This is a genomic window from Nocardioides ginsengisegetis (genome assembly GCF_014138045.1).
Lineage (GTDB): Bacteria > Actinomycetota > Actinomycetes > Propionibacteriales > Nocardioidaceae > Nocardioides > Nocardioides ginsengisegetis.
In genome coordinates this window covers 2,578,584-2,596,046 of sequence record NZ_JACGXA010000001.1, presented here as the reverse complement: position 1 = coordinate 2,596,046, position 17,463 = coordinate 2,578,584, and the positions used below count along the sequence as shown (strand labels likewise).

Below are 17,463 nucleotides of genomic sequence, written 5' to 3'. Positions count from 1 at the left end.
GAACATGAGCGGAACATGAACGCGCCAGGACGTGGCCATTCCCGCTACGGCGACCGCACCACCCGGCGGGCGAGGTCGACCCAGCCGGCGTACACGCGGTCGACCTCGAGGCCCTCGATCCGCACCTGCTGGTCCAGGATCGGCGCCTCCAGCGGGGCCATCAGCGCGGTGGCGAGCAGCGGCAGGTCGCCGGTGACGTGCAGCTCGCCGAGGAGGTAGCGCACGTGCATGGCCACGAAGGAGTACGCCGCGAACGACCGCGACCCGGCGCGGCCGGCGTGCCGGATCAGGTCGGCGTGCTTGATCGTCGTCTCCAGGCGCGAGCGGCCGAAGGCCATCAGCCGGTCCCACGGCTCGGCGCCCGGGCCGAGCGGCGGCGGGCCGGACATCACCGCGGCCTGCCACTCGGTCTCGGAGAAGTTCAGCAGCGCCGCCATCAGGCCCTCGCGGGAGACGAAGCGGCGGAAGACCGTGCCCTTGCCCACACCCGCCTCGTGCGCGACGGCGTCCATCGTCACGCCGTCGACCCCGCAGTGGTCGACGAGCCGCTGGGCCGCGAGCAGCAGCGCCTCGCGGTTGCGCGCGGCGTCGCGACGCTCGGGGTGGGGAGCGTCGAGCAGCGGCAGGAGGCGGGGTTCGGACATCAGGGGTCAACTCTAGGAGGAGTGGGTATCAGGGGGTCGGCAAAAAAGTTCGCCGATCCGGAATAAGAACCGGACCGCGGTCCGTTTGAAACCGTGAACGGCCCTGAACTCGACCCCCGTAGGAGCACCCCATGTCGGACACCCGCGTCATCGTCCTCGTCGGCAGCCTTCGCGCCGACTCCCTGAACCGCAAGATCGCCGAGACCCTGCGTGACCAGGCGCCCGAGGGCGTCACGGTCGAGATCGCCGAGAACCTCGAGGCGCTCCCGTTCTACAACGAGGACCTCGACGGCGAGAACGTCCCCGCGGCCGCCGCCGAGCTGCGCGCCCGCGTCGCCAACGCCGACCGCGTGCTGGCCGTCACCCCCGAGTACAACGGCACCATGCCCGCCGTGCTCAACAACGCCATCGACTGGCTCTCCCGCCCCTACGGCGTCGGCGCCATCAAGGGCAAGCCGTTCGGCGTCGTCGGTGCCACCCCCACGCCGTACGGCGGCAAGTGGGCCCACCAGGACACCGCCCGCTCCGCCGGCATCGCCGGTGCGGTCGTGGTCGAGGACGTCACCGTCTCGCAGTCGGCCCTCGAGGTCGACGTGCTGACCGACGCCGACGTGCTGGCCAAGCTCAACGGCGCCGTGCAGACCCTGGTCGACTTCGACGCGGAGACCGCCGCGGCCTGATCGGACCGCTGTCCGCGGGCAGCGTAGTTTCAGGGGCATGACTGACCTCCACGACCTGACCGCCCTGGAGCAGGGCGACCTCGTCCGGCGTCGTGAGGTCTCCTCCGCCGAGCTCACCGAGCACTACCTCGAACGCGCCGACCGACTCGACTCGGTCGGCGCGTTCGTCACGCTCACCCCCGACCTGGCCCGGGTCCGGGCCCTGTCGCTGGGCACCGGGACGTCGCCGCTCTACGGCGTGCCGACCGCGATCAAGGACCTGAACATGACCGCCGGGGTCCGCACCACCTTCGGTTCCGCGGCGTTCGACGACTTCGTGCCCGACGTCTCCGACGGCGTGACGCTGTCGATCGAGGCCGCCGGGATGGTCAGCATCGGCAAGACCAGCACGCCGGAGTTCGGGTCGCCCTGCTACACCGAGCCCGAGGGGCTGCCGCCGGCGGTGACCCCCTGGGACCGCACCCGGATGGCCGGCGGCTCGTCGGGTGGTGCGGCCGCAGCGGTCGCGGCCGGCCTCGTGCCCGTCGCCCAGGGCTCCGACGGGGGAGGGTCGATCCGGATCCCGGCCTCCTGCTGCGGGCTGGTCGGCCTCAAGCCCACCCGCGGCCGGATCAGCGGCCACCCGATGTACGGCGACCCGGTCGGCCTCGCGACGGCCGGCTCGATCGCCCGGACGGTGCGGGACGCAGCCGCGCTGCTCGACGTGCTCGAGGGACGCCGGCCCGGCGACCCGTCGTGGGCGCCACCGCCGGACGCCTCTTTCCTCTCGGCCTGCGACCGGCCGCCGGGTCGGCTGCGGATCGCCCGCTTCGTCGAGCCCGTCATCGCCGACGTGCCGGTCGACCCGGAGTGCGTCCGGGCCTGGGAGGACGCCTCGGTCCTGCTCGAGTCGCTCGGCCACGAGGTCGTCGACGTCGCGGTCCCGCTGCCGCGCGAGGCGGTGCCGGTCTTCGAGACCTGCTGGTCGGTGCTGACCGCGCTGTCCGTGGTGCCGCCCGAGCGCGAGCACCTGCTGCGTCCGCTGACCCGCTGGCTGACCGAGCGCGGCAACGCCGTCAGCGGGCCTGGTTTCGGGCTCGCCATCGGCGCGATGAGGCGGTTCGCGGCCGAGGCGCTGACCGCGCTGGCGCCGTACGACGCGGTGCTGACGCCGACGCTCGCAACTCCGCCGTTGCCGGTCGGGGCGCTGCGCAACGACGCCGACCCGGGGGCCGACTTCGAGGCCCAGAAGGACTTCACGCCGTGGACCTCGGCCTGGAACGTCACCGGCATGCCGGCGGTCTCGCTCCCCACGCACTGGACGCCTGACGGGCTGCCGGTCGGGGTGATGCTGGCCGCCCGTCCCGCCGAGGAGGCGTTGCTGCTGTCGCTCTCCGCGCAGGTCGAGGAGGCCGCGCCGTGGGCCGACCGGCGGCCGCCGGGCTGGTGACGCTCAGGCGAACCAGGTCGGCGACTGCTCGCGGAAGGCCTCGCGGTCCAGCGTGCCCACGCCGGCGGGGATGGTCGCCAGCACCGGCAGTCCGGTGACGCGGGGGAGGTCCTCGGCGTTGCAGCGCTCGGCCAGGCCGGGCTCGGCCGGCCAGGCGCCGATCACCACGCCCGCCGGCTCGAGGCCGCGGGCGCGGATCGCGCCGACGGTGAGCTCGGCGTGGTTGAGGGTCCCGAGCTGCGGCCCGGCGACGACGACGACCTCGACGGGGAGCGTCTCGGCGAGCTCGGCGGCGAGGTCGAGGATCGTGCCGCCGTCGGTGTCGAGGCGGACCAGCAGCCCGCCCGCGCCCTCGACGACGACCGTGTCGTGGAACTCCGCGAGCACCCGGATCCGGTCGGCGTACTCCGCCACGGGCGGGATCCGCACGCCCTGCCGACGGGCCGCGGTGTCGGGTGCGAGGGGCTCGTCGAGCGCGGTGTACTCCTGCACGCCGCAGCCGGTCAGCCGGTGCACCTCCCCGGCGTCGCTGTCGCCGTCGACGATCCCGGTCTGCACGGGCTTCACGACGGTGACGGTGCCGGACCCGGCCGCGCGCAGCGCGAGCGCCGCGGTGGCGACGGTCTTGCCGACGCCCGTGGACGTGCCGGTGACGACGACGATGCGGCTCATGGCCTGAACTCCTTCACGACGGCGACGAGCACCTCGACGGCGCGCGCCCAGTCCTCGTCGGACGGGCCGGCGCTGGAGGTGATCCGCAGCCGGGAGACGCCGTCGGGGACCGACGGCGGCCGGAAGCAGCCGACCCGGACGCCCTGCTCGAGGACGGCGCCCTGAGCGGCCAGGGCGACCTGCGGCGAGGCCATCGGCACCGACAGCACCGCGCCGGCCGGCGGCTCGACGCCCAGCGCGGCGGCCAGGTCGGTGACCCGCCGCCGGACCACGCCGGGGAGCGCCGGGTCGCCGCGCAGCAGCTCGAGAGCGGCCAGGGCCGCGCCGGCGGCCGCGGGGGCCAGGCCGGTGTCGAAGATGAACGGACGCGCCCGGTTGACGAGGTGCTCGACCAGCGCGGGCGAGCCGAGCACGGCCCCGCCCTGGCTGCCGAGCGACTTGGACAGGGTGGCCGTGACGACGACGTGCGGCAGACCGGCCAGGCCGAGCCGGTGCACGACGCCGGGGCCGTGCACGCCCAGTCCGTGCGCCTCGTCGACGACCAGGAGGGCGCCGTACTCCTCACAAGCGGCGGCCAGCTCGACGAGCGGGGCCTCGTCGCCGAGCACGGAGTAGACCGACTCGGCCAGCACCAGCGTGGGGCGGCCGTCGGCCCGAGCCAGCGCCTCGCGCACCGCCGTCACGTCGCTGTGCGGCACGATCTCGAGCGCGGCCCTCGACAGGCGCACGGCGTCGACGAGGGAGGCGTGGACGTGCGCGTCGGAGACGACGTACGCCGTCCGGTCGGCCAGCGCGGTCACGATCGAGAGGTTGGCGTGGTAGCCGGTGGAGAACACCAGCGCCTCCGGCTGACCCGTGTAGTCGGCCAGCGCGCGCTCGAGTTCGGCGTGGATCGTCAGCGTGCCGGTGACGAGCCGCGACGCACCCGCGCCGCCGCCGAAGGCACGGGCCGCGGCGACGGCCCCGGCCACGACGTCGGGGTGCCGGGACAGGCCGAGGTAGTCGTTGCCCGCCAGGTCGATGGTCGGGTCGTCCGCCTTCCGCGGGACCAGGCGCCGGGTCAGCCCGGCTTCGTCGCGCGCCGCCGCCTCGGCGGCCAGCCACGCGTCCCAGCCCGACGGGGTCGTCATGCCACGACCGCCGCGGCCGCGATCGCCGCACAGATCGTGGCGACGTCCTCGTCGGAGGAGACGTAGGGCGGCATCGTGTAGATCAGGTCGCGGAAGGGCCGCAGCCACACGCCGTGCTCGATCGCGACCTCGGTGGCCTTCACCATGTCGACGGGGTGGTCGAGCTGGACGACGCCGACCGCGCCGAGCGTGCGCACGTCGGCGACGCCGGCCAGGTGCCGGACCGGCGCGAGCCCGGCGACGAGCCCGGCGTTGATCCGGGCGACCTGGGCCTCCCAGTCGTTGGCCTCGAGGAGGTCCAGCGACGCGAGGGCGGCCGAGCAGGCGAGCGGGTTGCCCATGAAGGTCGGGCCGTGCATCAGCACGCCGGACTCGGAGTGGGAGAGGCCGACGGCGATCCGCGACGTGCAGAGGGCGGCCGCGAGCGTCAGGTATCCGCCGGTGAGGGCCTTGCCGACGCACATGATGTCGGGGGAGACCCCGGCCGCGTCGGCGGCGAAGAGCGTGCCGGTGCGGCCGAAGCCGGTCGCGATCTCGTCGAAGACCAGCACCAGGTCGTGCCGGTCCGCGACCTCGCGCATCACCTGCAGGCACTCGGCGGGGTAGACGTACATGCCCCCGGCGCCCTGCAGCAGCGGCTCGACGATGATCCCGGCCAGCTCGTGGGCGTGCTCGGCGGCCAGCGCCTCGAACCCGGCGGCCCAGGCCGCGACACCGTCGGGGGACGACGGCGGCTGGTCGGCGAAGACCTGCTGCGGCAGCACGCCGCTGAACATCGAGTGCATGCCACCCACCGGGTCGCACACGCTCATACAGCCGAACGTGTCGCCGTGGTAGCCGCCACGGATCGTCAGCAGCCGGGTGCGCTCGGGATGGCCGACCCCGCGCTGGTACTGCAGCACCATCTTGAGCGCGACCTCGACGCTCACCGACCCGGAGTCGGCGAGGAAGACGTGCTCGAGCCCGACCGGGGACAGGTCGACCAGCCGCCGGGCCAGCCGGATCGCGGGCTCGTGGGTGAGCCCGCCGAACATCACGTGCGCGTAGTCGGCCGCCTGCGCGGCGAGCGCGGCGTTGAGCACCGGGTGGTTGTAGCCGTGGATCGCGGCCCACCACGACGACATCCCGTCGACCAGCTCGGTGCCGTCGGCCAGGGTCAGCCGGGTGCCGGACGCCCCGGTCACCAGCCGCGTCGGCGTCGGGTCGGTCATCGAGGTGTAGGGGTGCCACACGTGCTCGCGGTCGAACGCGAGCAGGTCCGGGGCGGTGCCCGCGCCCGGCGCGGGGATCTGAGTGGGGGAGGCCGTCATCGCCCCGGCAGTCTACGAGCGACGACACGCGCGCCGACCTGCACGTCCGGCGTACGTTCCAGTAACCGACCGGCGTACGCCGCGCGTCCCCACGGCGGTTAACCTGCCTTGCGTGACTGACATCCTGGAGCGCGCCCGCACGAAGGTCCTCGACGACGGCGAAGGACTGTCGTACGACGAGCTGGTCGAGGTCCTCCAGCTCCCCGACGACCAGATCCCCGAGCTGCTGGAGCTGGCCCACGGGGTCCGCATGAAGCACTGCGGCCCCGAGATCGAGGTCGAGGGGATCATCAGCCTCAAGACCGGCGGCTGCCCCGAGGACTGCCACTTCTGCAGCCAGTCCGGCCAGTTCACCTCGCCGGTCCGCTCGGTGTGGCTGGACATCCCGCAGCTGGTCAAGGCCGCCGAGGAGACCGCCGCCACCGGCGCCACGGAGTTCTGCATCGTCGCCGCCGTCCGCGGCCCCGACGAGCGCCTGATGACGCAGGTCCGTGACGGCATCAAGGCCATCCAGGAGGCCGTCGACATCAACGTCGCCTGCTCGCTCGGCATGCTCACCCAGGAGCAGGTCGACGACCTCAAGGACATGGGCGTCCACCGCTACAACCACAACCTCGAGGCCGCGAAGTCCTACTTCCCCTCGGTGGTGACTACGCACTCCTACGAGGAGCGCTGGGAGACCTGCGAGATGGTCCGCGAGTCCGGCATGGAGCTGTGCTGCGGCGGCCTGGTCGGCATGGGCGAGACCCTCGAGCAGCGCGCCGAGCTGGCCTCGCAGCTGGCCGAGCTCGACCCCCACGAGGTCCCGCTCAACTTCCTCAACCCGCGCCCCGGCACCCCCTTCGGCGACCTGCCGATCATGGACTCCGCCGACGCCCTGCGCACGATCGCTGCCTTCCGCCTCGCGATGCCGCGCACCGTCCTGCGCTACGCCGGCGGCCGCGAGCTCACCCTCGGTGACCTCGGCACCCGCGACGGCCTGCTCGGCGGCATCAACGCCGTCATCGTGGGCAACTACCTGACGACGCTCGGCCGCAACGCCGACGAGGACCTCACCCTCCTCTCGGACCTGAAGATGCCGATCAAGGAACTCGCGAAGACCCTGTGAGCCGGCGGAGATGAACGACTTCTGCGGTCACTGCGGCGAGCCCGTCGAGGCCCGCGACCACACCGTGTGCGACGTGCAGCTGGTGATGGAGCCCCCGCGCTTCTGCACCAGCTGCCGTCGGCGCATGAAGGTCCAGGTCACTCCCCGTGGCTGGTCGGCCGAGTGCGTGGAGCACGGCGTCCTGACAAGTTAGTCACTCCTGTCCCACCGGACGCAGGAATCACCGGTGGACCGGCGTTCCCGTACGTTCTGGAGGGTTGCAACCCTCCATAACGTCCAGGACCACCGGTGAACCGGCGATCCCGACCGGCCCCGGCTAGACGCTCGCGTCCACCGACGCCCCGTGCAGCTCCGCCAGCAGTACGGCGCCCTCGAGGTCCAGCCGGGTCGCCCGGAGCCGGGCGGCGGCGAGGTCGACCCGGTCCAGGCTCGCGCCGCGCAGGTCGGCGCCGCCCAGGTTGGTCTCCCGGAGGTTGGCGCCGTCGAGCCGGCAGTCGCGCAGCACGGACCCGGTGAGGTCGGACATCGACAGGTCGGCCTCGCGCAGGTCGAGCCCGGTCAGGTCGAGCTTGGTCAGGTTGGTGCCGCGGATCGTGACGCCCTGCCACTGACCGCCGCGGATCTCGACCGGCCGCAGCGTGCACTCGGCGAACACCGAGCCGACCAGCTTGCAGCCGTCGAACGTCGCGTCGAAGAAGCTCGTCCGGCGGAAGTCGCAGGCCACGAACGCCGAGCTGGTGTGCGTCGAGGCGTTGAAGCGGCAGCCGTGGAACGTGCACCGGTCGAAGAGCGCCCCCGCCGTCGTCGCTTCCGAGAAGTCGACGTCGCTGAAGGTGCACTCGACGAACTGCGCGGCCTTCAGCGGCTCGGCGTACCAGTCCTCACCGGTGAACGCGACGCCCACCCGGGGCTCAGACATCGAAGCTGCCGCCGCTGCGCCAGTAGACGCCGTCCTCGCGGGTCAGGAAGAGGTTCTCCACGAGGTAGCGGCGCAGCGCGGCGTAGTCGGGGTGGAAGCCCTCGAGGATCTCGTTGACGTCCTTCTCGGGGTAGTGGCATCCCGGCTCGAAGGACTGCGCCAGGTGGTCGAGGACCACCAGCAGCTTGGCCTGCTTGCTCGGGATCGTGTGCAGCCGCCCCTCGGGCGTCATGAAGTTCCGTAGCACCCGCTCGTCCATGCGGCACACCGTAACCGTCACTCGGCGAGCAGCCGCTCGCACTCGGCGACCAGGCGGGCGCGCAGCGGCGCGCCCCGCTCGGCGAACCCGCGCTGCGCCTCGGCGTAGGCCGCCTTGCCCGCCGCGGTCTCGATCCGCACCGGCTCGAAGCCGTGGCCGTCGATCTCCAGCCCGGTGAGGTCGTACGGCGCCGCGCGCATGTCGAGGATGCGGATGTCGCGGGCCAGCTCGAAGCAGTCGGCGACCAGGTCCGAGCTGATCATCGGCGTGAGCCGGAACGCGTGCTTGTAGAGGTCCATCCCGGCGTGGAGGCAGGCCGGCTGCTCGAAGTCCGGCCGGTCGGTCGAGGTGGGGGAGAGCGTGTTCAGCGGACGCGCCGGCTCGGTGAAGAAGCGGTAGGCGTCGAAGTGCGAGCAGGCGATCCGGTGCGACTCCACGACCGCGTCGGTGCCACCCCCGCCCAGCCGCAGCGGCCAGTCGTGACGCTTCCCGTGCTCGGCCGCCCGATAGACCATCGCCCACTCGTGCAGCCCGAAGCACCCGAAGTTGGCGGCCCGCCCCGCCGTCGCCGACAGCAGCCGGCGCAGGGTCTCGAGCAGCACCCGCTGCGAGGCGACGTGCTCGGCCGTGACGCTGGCCGGCTCCCCGGCGTACCCCTTCAAGCCCGCGTACGACGCCCCGTCGGCCAGCCCCACGCCGTACCCCGGGTGCCACCGCCGCAGCTGGGCCGGCCGCTGGGAGTAGTAGGTGAAGAGGAAGTCGTGGACGGGGTGCTTGACCCGTGACTCCCGCCGCGCGAGGTGCGGCTGCACGAAGGCGTCGATGCGGGCCGCGTGTGCCGCGGCGCACGCCTGCCACTCCTCCCGCGCCAGCACCTCCATGGCGCCCAAGGGTAGGTCGATAGGCTCCCCGAGTGCGTATCGCGAGATTCACGACCGGAGAAGACCCCCAGTACGGCGTGGTGACCGGCGAGGTCGACCAGTTCGGCCAGCCGGCCGAGGACTCCGTCATCGTCGCCCTGGCGGGTGATCCCCTGTACGTCGGGGTGAAGCTGCTCGACGAGGAGCACCGCCTCGAGGACGTCCGGCTGCTCGCGCCGGTGCTACCGCGCAGCAAGGTGGTCGGCATCGGCCGCAACTACGCCGCCCACGCCGCCGAGCTCGGCAACGACGTCCCGGCCGAGCCGCTGATGTTCCTCAAGCCCAACACCAGCGTGGTCGGTCCCGGCGACCCGATCTTCTACCCGCGCCAGACCCAGGACCTCCACTACGAGGGCGAGCTCGCCGTCGTGATCGGCCGGATCTGCCGGGACGTGCCGCCGGAGCAGGCGACCGACGTGATCCACGGCTACACGATCGCCAACGACGTCACGGCCCGCGACCTGCAGAAGTCCGACGTGCAGTTCACCCGCGCCAAGGGCTTCGACTCCTTCTGCCCGCTCGGCCCGTGGATCGAGACCGATCTCGACCCGCAGACCTTCATCGACGGCGTCCGCCTCCAGACCTTCCTCAACGGCGACGTCGTCCAGGACGGCTCGACGGCCGACATGATCTTCGACATCCCCGCGCTGATCGCGCACGTCTCCAGCGTGATGACGTTGCTCCCCGGCGACGTCATCCTCACCGGCACCCCCGAGGGTGTCGGTCCCATGCAGGTCGGCGACGAGGTCGAGGTCTCGATCGCCGGTCTCGGCACTCTCACGAACAAGGTGGCCCAGCGTTGAGCAACGTCCGCGTCCGTTTCTGCCCCTCCCCGACGGGATCCCCGCACGTCGGCCTGGTCCGCACCGCGCTGTTCAACTGGGCCTTCGCGCGCCACCACGGCGGCTCGATCGTCTTCCGGATGGAGGACACCGACAAGGAGCGCAGCACCCAGGAGTCCTACGACGCGATCCTCGACCTGTGGCGCTGGCTCGGCCTGACCTGGGACGAGGGCATCGAGGTCGGCGGCCCGCACGGCCCCTACAAGCAGAGCGAGCGCGGCGACATCTACCGCGACGTGCTGGAGCGGCTGCGCGACTCGTCGTACACCTATGACTGCTTCTGCACCAACGACGAGGTCGACGCGCGCCGCAAGGCGTCCGGCTCCAAGGCGCAGGGGTACGACGGCTTCTGCCGCGACCTGTCCGCCGACCAGCGGGCGGCGTTCGAGGCCGAGGGCCGCGCGCCGATCGGGCGCTTCCGGATGCCCGACGGCTCGATCACGTGGGACGACCTGGTCCGCGGGGACATCACGTTCGAGACCGAGAACGTCCCGGACTTCGCCCTCTCGCGCGCCAACGGCGACCCGCTCTACACGCTGGTCAACCCGATCGACGACGCGCTGATGGAGATCACCCACGTCCTGCGTGGCGAGGACCTGCTCTCCAGCACCCCGCGTCAGCTCGCGCTCTTCGACGCCCTGGTCGAGCTCGGCATCGCCAAGTCCGTGCCGGCCTACGGACACCTGCCCTACGTCATGGGTCAGGGCAACAAGAAGCTCTCCAAGCGCGACCCCGAGGCGCACGCGCTGGCCTACCGCGACCAGGGCTTCATCCCCGAGGGCCTGCTCAACTACCTCGCGCTGCTCGGCTGGGCGATCGCCGGGGACCGCGACATCTTCTCGCTGGAGGAGATGGTCGAGGCGTTCGACATCAAGGACGTCAACCCCAACCCGGCGCGCTTCGACCTCAAGAAGGCCGACGCGATCAACGTCGCCCAGATGCGGCTGCTGTCGGTCGAGGACATCACCCACCGGGTGCTGCCGTTCCTCAAGGCCGCAGGCGTCGTCTCCGACCCGGTCTCCGACGCGGACGCGCAGCTGCTCGAGCTCGCGATGCCGCTGGTCGCCGAGCGGATCAACAAGCTCACCGAGGCGCCCGAGATGCTCGGCTTCCTCTTCGTCGACGAGGCCGACTTCACGCGCGACGAGGCCGACGTGGCGAAGCTGCTCGACGAGACCGGCCGCGAGGTCGTCCAGGCGTCGTACGACGCCCTCGCCGGCCTCGACACCTGGTCGACCGCCGCGATCCAGGACGCCCTGCAGGGCAAGCTCGTCGACGAGATGGGTCTCAAGCCCCGGGTGGCCTTCGGCCCGGTCCGCGTGGCCGTCACCGGCCGCAAGGTCTCGCCGCCGCTGTTCGAGTCGCTCGAGCTGCTCGGTCGCGAGCGCGGGCTGGGTCGTCTGAAGAGCGCACTGGCGTGACGGGGGAGCCGGCCGGGGCGGCCGTTCCCGGCCGGCTGCCCTACCAGCAGGTCCACCTCGCCGGCCGGGTCGCCTGGTGGCGGCCCGTCGTCGGCACGACGATGCTGATCGCGCTGATGCTCGTCGTGGTGCCGATCGTGTGGCAGGTGCCGTTCGCGATCGCCTTCGCGATCCAGGGGCGCCCGCTGGGCGACTCGATGACGCAGCTGCTCGACCTCGGAGACCCGACTCCCGCGGGCCTGGCCTACCTCAACCTCGTGCTGGCCTCGGCGATCCCCGTGACCTGGCTGCTCACCAGGGTGATGCACGGGCTGCGGCCGCGCTGGCTCGCGTCGGTGATGCCGCGGATCCGCTGGCGCTGGCTGCTGACCTGCTTCGGGCTCGCCTTCATCGGGCTCTTCGCGACCCTCGTCGTCTCCTCGCTGCTGCCTGCGCAGGGCGAGGGCACCGACATGAGTGGGCACCTCAACGACTTCGGCCGCACCACGCAGGAGTTCGCCCTGGTCGTGCTGCTGCTGACGCCGCTGCAGGCCGCGGGGGAGGAGTACGCCTTCCGCGGCTACCTCACGCAGGCCTTCGGCGGCCTGTTCCGCACGCCGTACGCCGCGGTCCTGGGGCCCGCCCTGCTCTTCGCCCTGGCGCACGGCGCCCAGAGCGCGCCGGTGTTCTTCGACCGGTTCGCGTTCGGCATCGTCGCGGGCATCCTGGTGATCCTCACCGGCGGCCTCGAGGCCGGCATCGCGATGCACGTGCTGAACAACTGGCTGGCCTTCGGCCTGGCCCTCGCGTTCGGCAACATGGGCTCCACGCTGAACCCTTCGGGGGGCAGCTGGTGGAGCATCCCGGCGACCCTCACCCAGTCGCTCGTCTACCTCGCGCTGGTCGTGTGGACGGCCCGTCGCAAGGGCCTGGAAACCACCATGGACCGGGGCGTTTTGGTGGCCCCGGAACCCTCCGTGTAAGGTTTCTTCTCGGTCCTCCGGGGCCGGCAATGCCAGTGGGATATGGTGTAATTGGCAACACGACTGGTTCTGGTCCAGTTATTCTAGGTTCGAGTCCTAGTATCCCAGCGAATCGCGGTCCGTCCGTTCTGAAGGCCGCGATTTTGTGCGTCACGACAGCGTTCGCTAGAGTTTCGCGGGTTGTCGCAGCAAGGCCGAGAGGCCTGAGAGCGACAGCGAAAGCAGGACAAGCCCCCGTTGTGTAGCGGCCTAGCACGCCGCCCTCTCAAGGCGGTAGCGCCGGTTCGAATCCGGTCGGGGGTACATCCCAGAATAGGGGCCCTGAACAGCGGAAACGCTGGGCAGGGCCCCGTCTGCATTTCGCTCAAGACCGGCGTCGGGCAACACGGGGGCAACACGGGGCAACGGACCTCGCCGCTGTCGCGCGGCCTCGCGAGCCCGATCCATGGCGTCCCCGACCTCGTCCAGCCGGTCCTCGAAGAGGTGGCCGTAGGTGTCGAGCGTCATCGTTGCCGAGGCGTGTCCGAGCATCTGTTGGACGACCTTGACGTCGGCGCCGCTCGCGATCGCCAAGCTCGCCGCTGTGTGCCGGAGCTGGTGCGGGTAGAGGTCCGGCACTCCGATGGCTAGGGCGGCCGCGCTGAACGCCGTACGAAACGTGCTCACCCGCAGCGGCTGGCCGCCGCGAATGCCGGCGAAGACAAGGTCGTCGGCCTTCTTGTCGGCGACGTGGGCGGCCAGCTCGGACGCTAGGAAACGGGGGATCGGGACCTCCCGGCGCTGATGGGTCTTGGGTGTGCCCCACACCAGTCCATGGCCCTGGACCGGCGTCACGGATTCCGCGATGACGGCGCGGTTGCGGCGAAGGTCCAACCGCGCCACCCGGAGTGCGGCCATCTCCCCGAAACGAACTCCGGTGTAGGCCAGGAACAGGACGATGAGCCGGTAGGTCTCGTTGGCGCGGGTGTCGTGGCTGCTGAACTTGCTCGCATCGCTGGGGTAACCGGTCGCCGTCGCGAGATGCTCGACCTGGTCGTGGGTGAGATACCGGTGCTCGTGTTTGACGGTCCGCGGCAGGTTGACGCCGGCGGCGACGTTGCGAACGAGGCGGCCGTCCTTCACGGCGAGGTCGAGGACCAGGCTGAGCACCCGGTGGATCTTCTGGACCGTGGCGGGGGAGTGGTCCCTTGCCAGCTCGGTGACCCAAACCTGAACGTCGCCGTGCGAGACGTTGGCGATCTTGACCCGATCCCACTTCGGACCGATGTGCTTGCTCAGGATCCCTGCGTATCGGGAGTGCGTGGTCGGCTTGAGATGCGCCTGCCCGTCGAGCCAGCGCTGTGCCCATTCGCCCACCGTGACTTTCGCGAGCGCCGGGTCGACGTACGTACCGACGACCTTGGCGTTCTCGACGCCGACCAGGAACCTCTCGGCGTCGACCTTGCGGGCGAAGCTCTTGTTGCGTTGCGCCCCTGCGGGGGTGCGGTAGTGCGCCCGCCACGTTGTCTGACCGTCCCGAATGCGCTTCTCGATGCTGGCCATGGCTCATCGTGCCTCGATGAGGCGACAGCTGTCGCGAGTCACCGTCGGTCCTGTGCACGGTTGGTCTGTTCGGTGAGCCAGAGGACGAGGTCGGCGCGCCAGTAGCGGACGTGGCGGCCGATCTTGAAGCTGCGGGGTCCAGCGCCGAGGTGGCGCCAGTACCGCAGGGTGCCTTCGGGGATCCGGAGGTAGGCGCAGGCTTCCTGGAGGGTGAGCATGTCGTCGCCGGGATTCCTGGCCGGAATGCGGATCTTGGCGGGGTCGATCAGCGGTGCAGTCATAGTGCTCCTCGATGGTTCGACCCGGGCGGGTCGCGGGTCGGTGTTTCCGGCCTCTGTTTAAGGTGCGCATGGCATTCCAATCGATGATCGGCGATCATTGGGATGTGGAGCCGATGACGGTGATCGAGTCTGCGAGGCGGGCTGCTGGGTTGTCGCAGCGCCGGTTGGCGGAACTGGCTCGGACGCAGCAGTCGTCGGTCTCGGAGTACGAGTCGCACCGCAAGTCGCCGACGCTGGAGGTGGTCGAGCGTCTCCTCGAGGCGGCGGACCATGAGTTGCTGGTGAGGCCGAGGGTCTTCTTCGACCGGATCGAGGATCGTGTGGTCGGCGCGTTCTGGGTTCCGGACCGGTTGTGGTCGGTGCCGATGCCTCAGTGCTTGGCCCGGGTGCAGGTGTTGAAGTACATCTTCGATACCGACGACCACCAGGTCTGGGACCTCTCGGACCCGACCGAACGGATCGGCTACTTCGAGCTGGTCCTGGTGCATGGGCTTCCGGAGATGCTCTTGGACTCGGTCGATGGCGTGTTGTTGATCCAGGCCTGGCCGCACATGGTTCTCCCCGACGTGGTCCGCGAGGCCTGGCGGCCGGTGATCGAGGCGGCCACCAGATCGCAGGACCGAGGGCCGCGCGATCCGGGCGGACTCAGCGCCCGGATCGCAGATGAGATCGGGATGGCCTGGCCACCGCCGGCTCAAAGCGGTCGCCGGCGCAGGCGTTGACTCTCAAATGCTGAGGCTGTGGTCGCCGCCCGGTGAGGGTGACGCCGCCGGCACCGGTCGGTGTCGGGGTTGGGTGCCGTAGCGGTCGATGGCATCGATCGCCTGGCGTCGCGCGTGGGCTGGTCCGAGGTCGGCGCGGTCGCGGCCGATTACCTCGATCCACTGGCTCCTGGCTCCCTCGAGGTCCGCGGCGACGAGGTGGGCCGTGTTGGTCTCGCGGCCGCGGGTCATGGCGACGTACGCCGACGCGGCCCCGGTGTGTTCACCGACCAGGAAGTGTGCCGATCCGACGGTGTCACCTTGGGTTCCGTGGACGGTGGTGGCGTAGGCGAGCTCGACGAAGCGGGTCGCGTAGTCGGCTGATATCTCCCGTGCCCGTCCATGGCCGTACAGGACGAGGCTGCCGTCGGCCCCGATCCCGGTGACGGTCCAGGTCTGACGGTTTGCGGCCTGCAGGTCAGGGTCGTTGCGTCGGGTCGCGACCCGGTCGCCCAGCCCGATCCGCTCGCCGCCAGCAGTGGTGATCTCCCCAAGCGTGCCCGGGTCGTCGTGGCGGTGGCGGCGGTGGTGGTCGCGGATGGTGGCGTTGAGGTCGGCGACCTGGTCGCGGGTGTCTGCGATGACCAAGTCGCCGGCGGCGCCGGCCTCAGCGAGCGCGGCGGTTCGTTCGGCCTCGGAGGGGTGGATCACGACCTGGCCGCGGCGATGAAGGGTGTCGAACACGGCGCCGGGGTCCTCGCCGGTGCGCATCCGCAGGGTCAGGGCGGCGTAGTCGGGGTCGGTGAACCGGTGCACCGTGTCCAGGGTGACGATGGCGGTCGGGTGCGCCCAGGCGACGGCGTGGTCCAGAACGCCGCCGCGGCCGACTGCCGGGAGCTGGTGCCGGTCGCCGACGAACGCGATCCGCGCGCCGTTCTCGTCGGCGACCGTCAGGAGCGCCCGGGCGGTGTCTTGGTCGAGCATCCCGGCCTCGTCGACGAGCAGGAGGTCACTGGCCCGGAGTCGGGCTATCGGATCGGGCAGGGGGTTCGGTCGGCGTGCCCAGTGGCCGTCGGTGTCCCAGCGCCAGCCGTGCTGGTGGATCAACCACGCCGCGGAGCGACCCTCGGCACCGGTCTCGACCGCGGCGATCTCCGCGGCCTTCAACGTCGGCGTCACCACCAGGAGCCGACGCCCCTGTCTGGACAGCAGCTCCTGCGTCGAGCGCAGGGCCGTGGTCTTCCCGGCGCCCGCGGCACCTTCGACCACCACCAACGGCCCGTCGCCGGCCAGAACCTCGACCACGTGCGCCTGGACCGGATCGACCCTCACCAGTCCGCGCCCGCCGACCCGGGACTTGCGGGCTGGCCGAGATCCTCGTCGCGCGAGCCGGGTGACGAGGTCGGCCTCGACCTCGAGGACCTGCGGTGAGGTCAGAGACCGGACGTGCTCAGGTACATCGGTGCTGGCGAGCAACCTGGTGCACCGGGCCGTCGCCCGCGCGGTGATGTCCTCGGCGAGCTCGGCCCGCACCGCGGGGTCGGCCAGGAGACCGGTCTGGGCGAGAAGAACGTCGGTCTTGCCGCGGATGTCTGCGGTGTTCCATGCCGACCTCCTCGCACCGAGGATCGAGACAACCAGCTCGGCTGCGGAATCGCGGTCGATCCGTCCCGGCCTCGTCCCCGTCAGCAGTACAGGCGCGCTCGGGTCGGTGTAGCCCAGCTCGCGGAGCTCGTCGTTCCAGCGGGCCACCAACTCCTGCCCGTCCTTGGGGACGACCTTGTCGGGGCGCGCCTGCGCCCATGCCCGCCGGTCCCACGCCTCCCGTAGCCGGGGACCAGGCTCCTCAACGGGGTGCTCGCTGCGCCAGGTCGCCTCGTAACGGTCGACGTTGCGACGGATCTGCCCGGTCCGGGCGCTGAACGCCCCCACGTACGGAGCCAGCTCGCGGATCTCGCTCGTCTCCGGGTCGAGCGTGAGCCCGTACGCGGCGAGCACCGACCGGAACATCGGGTTCGTGACGACGGCCGCGTGCCCGATGCCGTTGATGGCCTCGATGCTGTCGCGGATCCCGACCGAGTGGATGCCGCGCCACGCGCCGGCCGCCCAGACGCGGGCGTTGATCTGCAGATGTAGATGGCGGTGCGGGTCGCCGGCCCGCGACGTGTAGTGCCGGATCACGGCTGCCTCGACCTTCTCGACCGGGACTTGCACCTGCCGGCCGCGCGGCCCGACCCGAGTCGTGGCGTGAGCGGCTACCCAGCCGAGGATCTCGGCGGCCGCGGCGTCTTGGGCTTTGTCCAATGCAGCAGAGGTGTCTGGGTGCAGGGCCGCGGCCAGCGACCAGGTCTTGGGTCCGTTGACGACCACCTCGACGAACCGCAGCGCGTTCGCGTCGTCGCGGACCCGTCCCTTCTTGCGTCCGGCATCGACGTCGATCCCGGCGACCCACTGCTCGTAGGTTTCGCCGTCCATCTGACCGGCTCTCGCGACGCCAGCTGGGGTCGCGGTGAGTCGCTCGGCGATGCCGGTGCCCTCGGCGAGGTAGTAGTCATCGGCCCGGGAGCGATCCCGTTCGACGTAGGCGCGGGCGGCACTAGCGGCACCGCGGTAGAACTTCACGCCGCCATGCACCCGAACCAC

General features: G+C 71.3%; 17 protein-coding genes, 2 tRNA genes and 1 pseudogene. 10 read left to right on the top strand and 10 right to left on the bottom strand.

Going from position 1 to position 17,463, the window contains the following annotated elements:
• Positions 1 to 44: 44 nt before the first annotated feature.
• Positions 45 to 644, bottom strand: a complete 600-nt coding sequence (locus FB382_RS12450) for a TetR/AcrR family transcriptional regulator (RefSeq protein WP_182539557.1) — start codon at positions 642 to 644, stop codon at positions 45 to 47.
• A 131-nt stretch (positions 645 to 775) separates the two neighbouring features.
• Here FB382_RS12450 and FB382_RS12445 point away from each other — a divergent pair, with 131 nt between their 5' ends.
• Together FB382_RS12445 and FB382_RS12440 are read left to right on the top strand one after the other, a co-directional pair.
• Positions 776 to 1,324, top strand: coding sequence for an NADPH-dependent FMN reductase (locus FB382_RS12445; RefSeq protein ID WP_182539554.1), 549 nt, complete (start codon positions 776 to 778; stop codon positions 1,322 to 1,324).
• Positions 1,325 to 1,361: 37 nt separating this feature from the next.
• Positions 1,362 to 2,753, top strand: a complete 1,392-nt coding sequence (locus FB382_RS12440; RefSeq protein WP_182539552.1) for an amidase — start codon at positions 1,362 to 1,364, stop codon at positions 2,751 to 2,753.
• A gap of 3 nt (positions 2,754 to 2,756) precedes the next feature.
• On the opposite strand, the gene bioD is transcribed toward FB382_RS12440, so the two are convergent.
• The 3 genes from bioD to FB382_RS12425 are packed head-to-tail and all read right to left on the bottom strand — an operon-like array spanning position 2,757 to position 5,865.
• Positions 2,757 to 3,425 (bottom strand): dethiobiotin synthase, encoded by a 669-nt coding sequence (gene bioD, locus FB382_RS12435; RefSeq protein ID WP_182539550.1) that lies wholly within the window; start codon positions 3,423 to 3,425, stop codon positions 2,757 to 2,759.
• Entirely contained in the window at positions 3,422 to 4,555 is a 1,134-nt protein-coding gene (locus tag FB382_RS12430; protein ID WP_182539548.1) for an 8-amino-7-oxononanoate synthase, read from the bottom strand. The genes bioD and FB382_RS12430 overlap by 4 nt, the downstream gene beginning before the upstream one ends.
• Positions 4,552 to 5,865, bottom strand: coding sequence for an adenosylmethionine--8-amino-7-oxononanoate transaminase (locus FB382_RS12425; protein WP_182539546.1), 1,314 nt, complete (start codon positions 5,863 to 5,865; stop codon positions 4,552 to 4,554). Before FB382_RS12425 ends, FB382_RS12430 begins: the two co-directional genes overlap by 4 nt.
• A 112-nt stretch (positions 5,866 to 5,977) precedes the next feature.
• On the opposite strand from FB382_RS12425, the gene bioB reads away from it, so the two are divergent.
• Positions 5,978 to 6,973 carry a biotin synthase BioB gene (gene bioB, locus FB382_RS12420; RefSeq protein WP_182539544.1) on the top strand — a complete coding sequence of 332 codons (996 nt, stop codon included), beginning with the start codon at positions 5,978 to 5,980 and terminating at the stop codon, positions 6,971 to 6,973.
• Positions 6,974 to 6,983: 10 nt separating this feature from the next.
• Positions 6,984 to 7,166, top strand: a complete 183-nt coding sequence (gene bsaP, locus FB382_RS12415) for a biotin synthase auxiliary protein BsaP (RefSeq protein WP_125038853.1) — start codon at positions 6,984 to 6,986, stop codon at positions 7,164 to 7,166.
• A gap of 123 nt (positions 7,167 to 7,289) precedes the next feature.
• Here bsaP and FB382_RS12410 read toward each other — a convergent pair whose 3' ends face one another.
• Genes FB382_RS12410 through FB382_RS12400 form a run of 3 tightly spaced genes read right to left on the bottom strand, consistent with a single transcriptional unit; the run spans position 7,290 to position 9,032 of the window.
• Complete coding sequence (locus FB382_RS12410; protein WP_182539542.1) at positions 7,290 to 7,892, bottom strand: pentapeptide repeat-containing protein; 603 nt, start codon at positions 7,890 to 7,892, stop codon at positions 7,290 to 7,292.
• Entirely contained in the window at positions 7,885 to 8,151 is a 267-nt protein-coding gene (locus FB382_RS12405) for a DUF2087 domain-containing protein (RefSeq protein WP_182539540.1), read from the bottom strand. The genes FB382_RS12410 and FB382_RS12405 overlap by 8 nt, the downstream gene beginning before the upstream one ends.
• Positions 8,152 to 8,168: 17 nt before the next feature.
• The gene (locus FB382_RS12400; RefSeq protein WP_182539538.1) at positions 8,169 to 9,032 is read right to left on the bottom strand and encodes a 3-methyladenine DNA glycosylase; all 864 of its coding nucleotides are present in this window, start codon (positions 9,030 to 9,032) and stop codon (positions 8,169 to 8,171) included.
• Between the two features lie 32 nt (positions 9,033 to 9,064).
• On the opposite strand from FB382_RS12400, the gene FB382_RS12395 reads away from it, so the two are divergent.
• The 5 genes from FB382_RS12395 (at position 9,065) to FB382_RS12375 (ending at position 12,599) form a co-directional block, all read left to right on the top strand.
• Positions 9,065 to 9,874, top strand: coding sequence for a fumarylacetoacetate hydrolase family protein (locus FB382_RS12395; protein WP_125038848.1), 810 nt, complete (start codon positions 9,065 to 9,067; stop codon positions 9,872 to 9,874).
• Positions 9,871 to 11,334 (top strand): glutamate--tRNA ligase, encoded by a 1,464-nt coding sequence (gene gltX / locus FB382_RS12390; protein ID WP_182539537.1) that lies wholly within the window; start codon positions 9,871 to 9,873, stop codon positions 11,332 to 11,334. The genes FB382_RS12395 and gltX overlap by 4 nt, the downstream gene beginning before the upstream one ends.
• Positions 11,331 to 12,296, top strand: coding sequence for a CPBP family intramembrane glutamic endopeptidase (locus FB382_RS12385; protein WP_343055589.1), 966 nt, complete (start codon positions 11,331 to 11,333; stop codon positions 12,294 to 12,296). Before gltX ends, FB382_RS12385 begins: the two co-directional genes overlap by 4 nt.
• A gap of 36 nt (positions 12,297 to 12,332) precedes the next feature.
• Positions 12,333 to 12,404: transfer RNA gene (locus tag FB382_RS12380), tRNA-Gln, on the top strand.
• A gap of 122 nt (positions 12,405 to 12,526) precedes the next feature.
• Positions 12,527 to 12,599, top strand: a tRNA-Glu gene (locus FB382_RS12375).
• Positions 12,600 to 12,785: 186 nt separating this feature from the next.
• Here the strand turns inward: FB382_RS12375 and FB382_RS23085 are convergent.
• Positions 12,786 to 13,838 (bottom strand): annotated as a pseudogene (locus FB382_RS23085) (tyrosine-type recombinase/integrase); the annotation flags it as partial.
• A 38-nt stretch (positions 13,839 to 13,876) separates the two neighbouring features.
• A complete protein-coding gene (locus FB382_RS12365; protein WP_182539535.1) occupies positions 13,877 to 14,119 on the bottom strand; it encodes a helix-turn-helix domain-containing protein in 243 nt (80 codons plus the stop codon).
• Positions 14,120 to 14,187: 68 nt separating this feature from the next.
• Here FB382_RS12365 and FB382_RS12360 point away from each other — a divergent pair, with 68 nt between their 5' ends.
• A complete protein-coding gene (locus FB382_RS12360; RefSeq protein WP_182539533.1) occupies positions 14,188 to 14,841 on the top strand; it encodes a helix-turn-helix domain-containing protein in 654 nt (217 codons plus the stop codon).
• 3 nt (positions 14,842 to 14,844) lie between these two features.
• On the opposite strand, the gene mobF is transcribed toward FB382_RS12360, so the two are convergent.
• Positions 14,845 to 17,442, bottom strand: coding sequence for a MobF family relaxase (gene mobF, locus FB382_RS12355; protein ID WP_343055588.1), 2,598 nt, complete (start codon positions 17,440 to 17,442; stop codon positions 14,845 to 14,847).
• Positions 17,443 to 17,463: the final 21 nt, after the last annotated feature.

Coding starts and splice junctions, on each gene's coding strand:
- FB382_RS12450 (WP_182539557.1), bottom strand. CDS start 644: ATGTCCGAACCCCGCCTCCTGCCGCTGCTCGACGCTCCCCACCCCGAG.
- FB382_RS12445 (WP_182539554.1), top strand. CDS start 776: ATGTCGGACACCCGCGTCATCGTCCTCGTCGGCAGCCTTCGCGCCGAC.
- FB382_RS12440 (WP_182539552.1), top strand. CDS start 1,362: ATGACTGACCTCCACGACCTGACCGCCCTGGAGCAGGGCGACCTCGTC.
- bioD (WP_182539550.1), bottom strand. CDS start 3,425: ATGAGCCGCATCGTCGTCGTCACCGGCACGTCCACGGGCGTCGGCAAG.
- FB382_RS12430 (WP_182539548.1), bottom strand. CDS start 4,555: ATGACGACCCCGTCGGGCTGGGACGCGTGGCTGGCCGCCGAGGCGGCG.
- FB382_RS12425 (WP_182539546.1), bottom strand. CDS start 5,865: ATGACGGCCTCCCCCACTCAGATCCCCGCGCCGGGCGCGGGCACCGCC.
- bsaP (WP_125038853.1), top strand. CDS start 6,984: ATGAACGACTTCTGCGGTCACTGCGGCGAGCCCGTCGAGGCCCGCGAC.
- FB382_RS12410 (WP_182539542.1), bottom strand. CDS start 7,892: ATGTCTGAGCCCCGGGTGGGCGTCGCGTTCACCGGTGAGGACTGGTAC.
- FB382_RS12405 (WP_182539540.1), bottom strand. CDS start 8,151: ATGGACGAGCGGGTGCTACGGAACTTCATGACGCCCGAGGGGCGGCTG.
- FB382_RS12400 (WP_182539538.1), bottom strand. CDS start 9,032: ATGGAGGTGCTGGCGCGGGAGGAGTGGCAGGCGTGCGCCGCGGCACAC.
- FB382_RS12365 (WP_182539535.1), bottom strand. CDS start 14,119: ATGACTGCACCGCTGATCGACCCCGCCAAGATCCGCATTCCGGCCAGG.
- FB382_RS12360 (WP_182539533.1), top strand. CDS start 14,188: ATGGCATTCCAATCGATGATCGGCGATCATTGGGATGTGGAGCCGATG.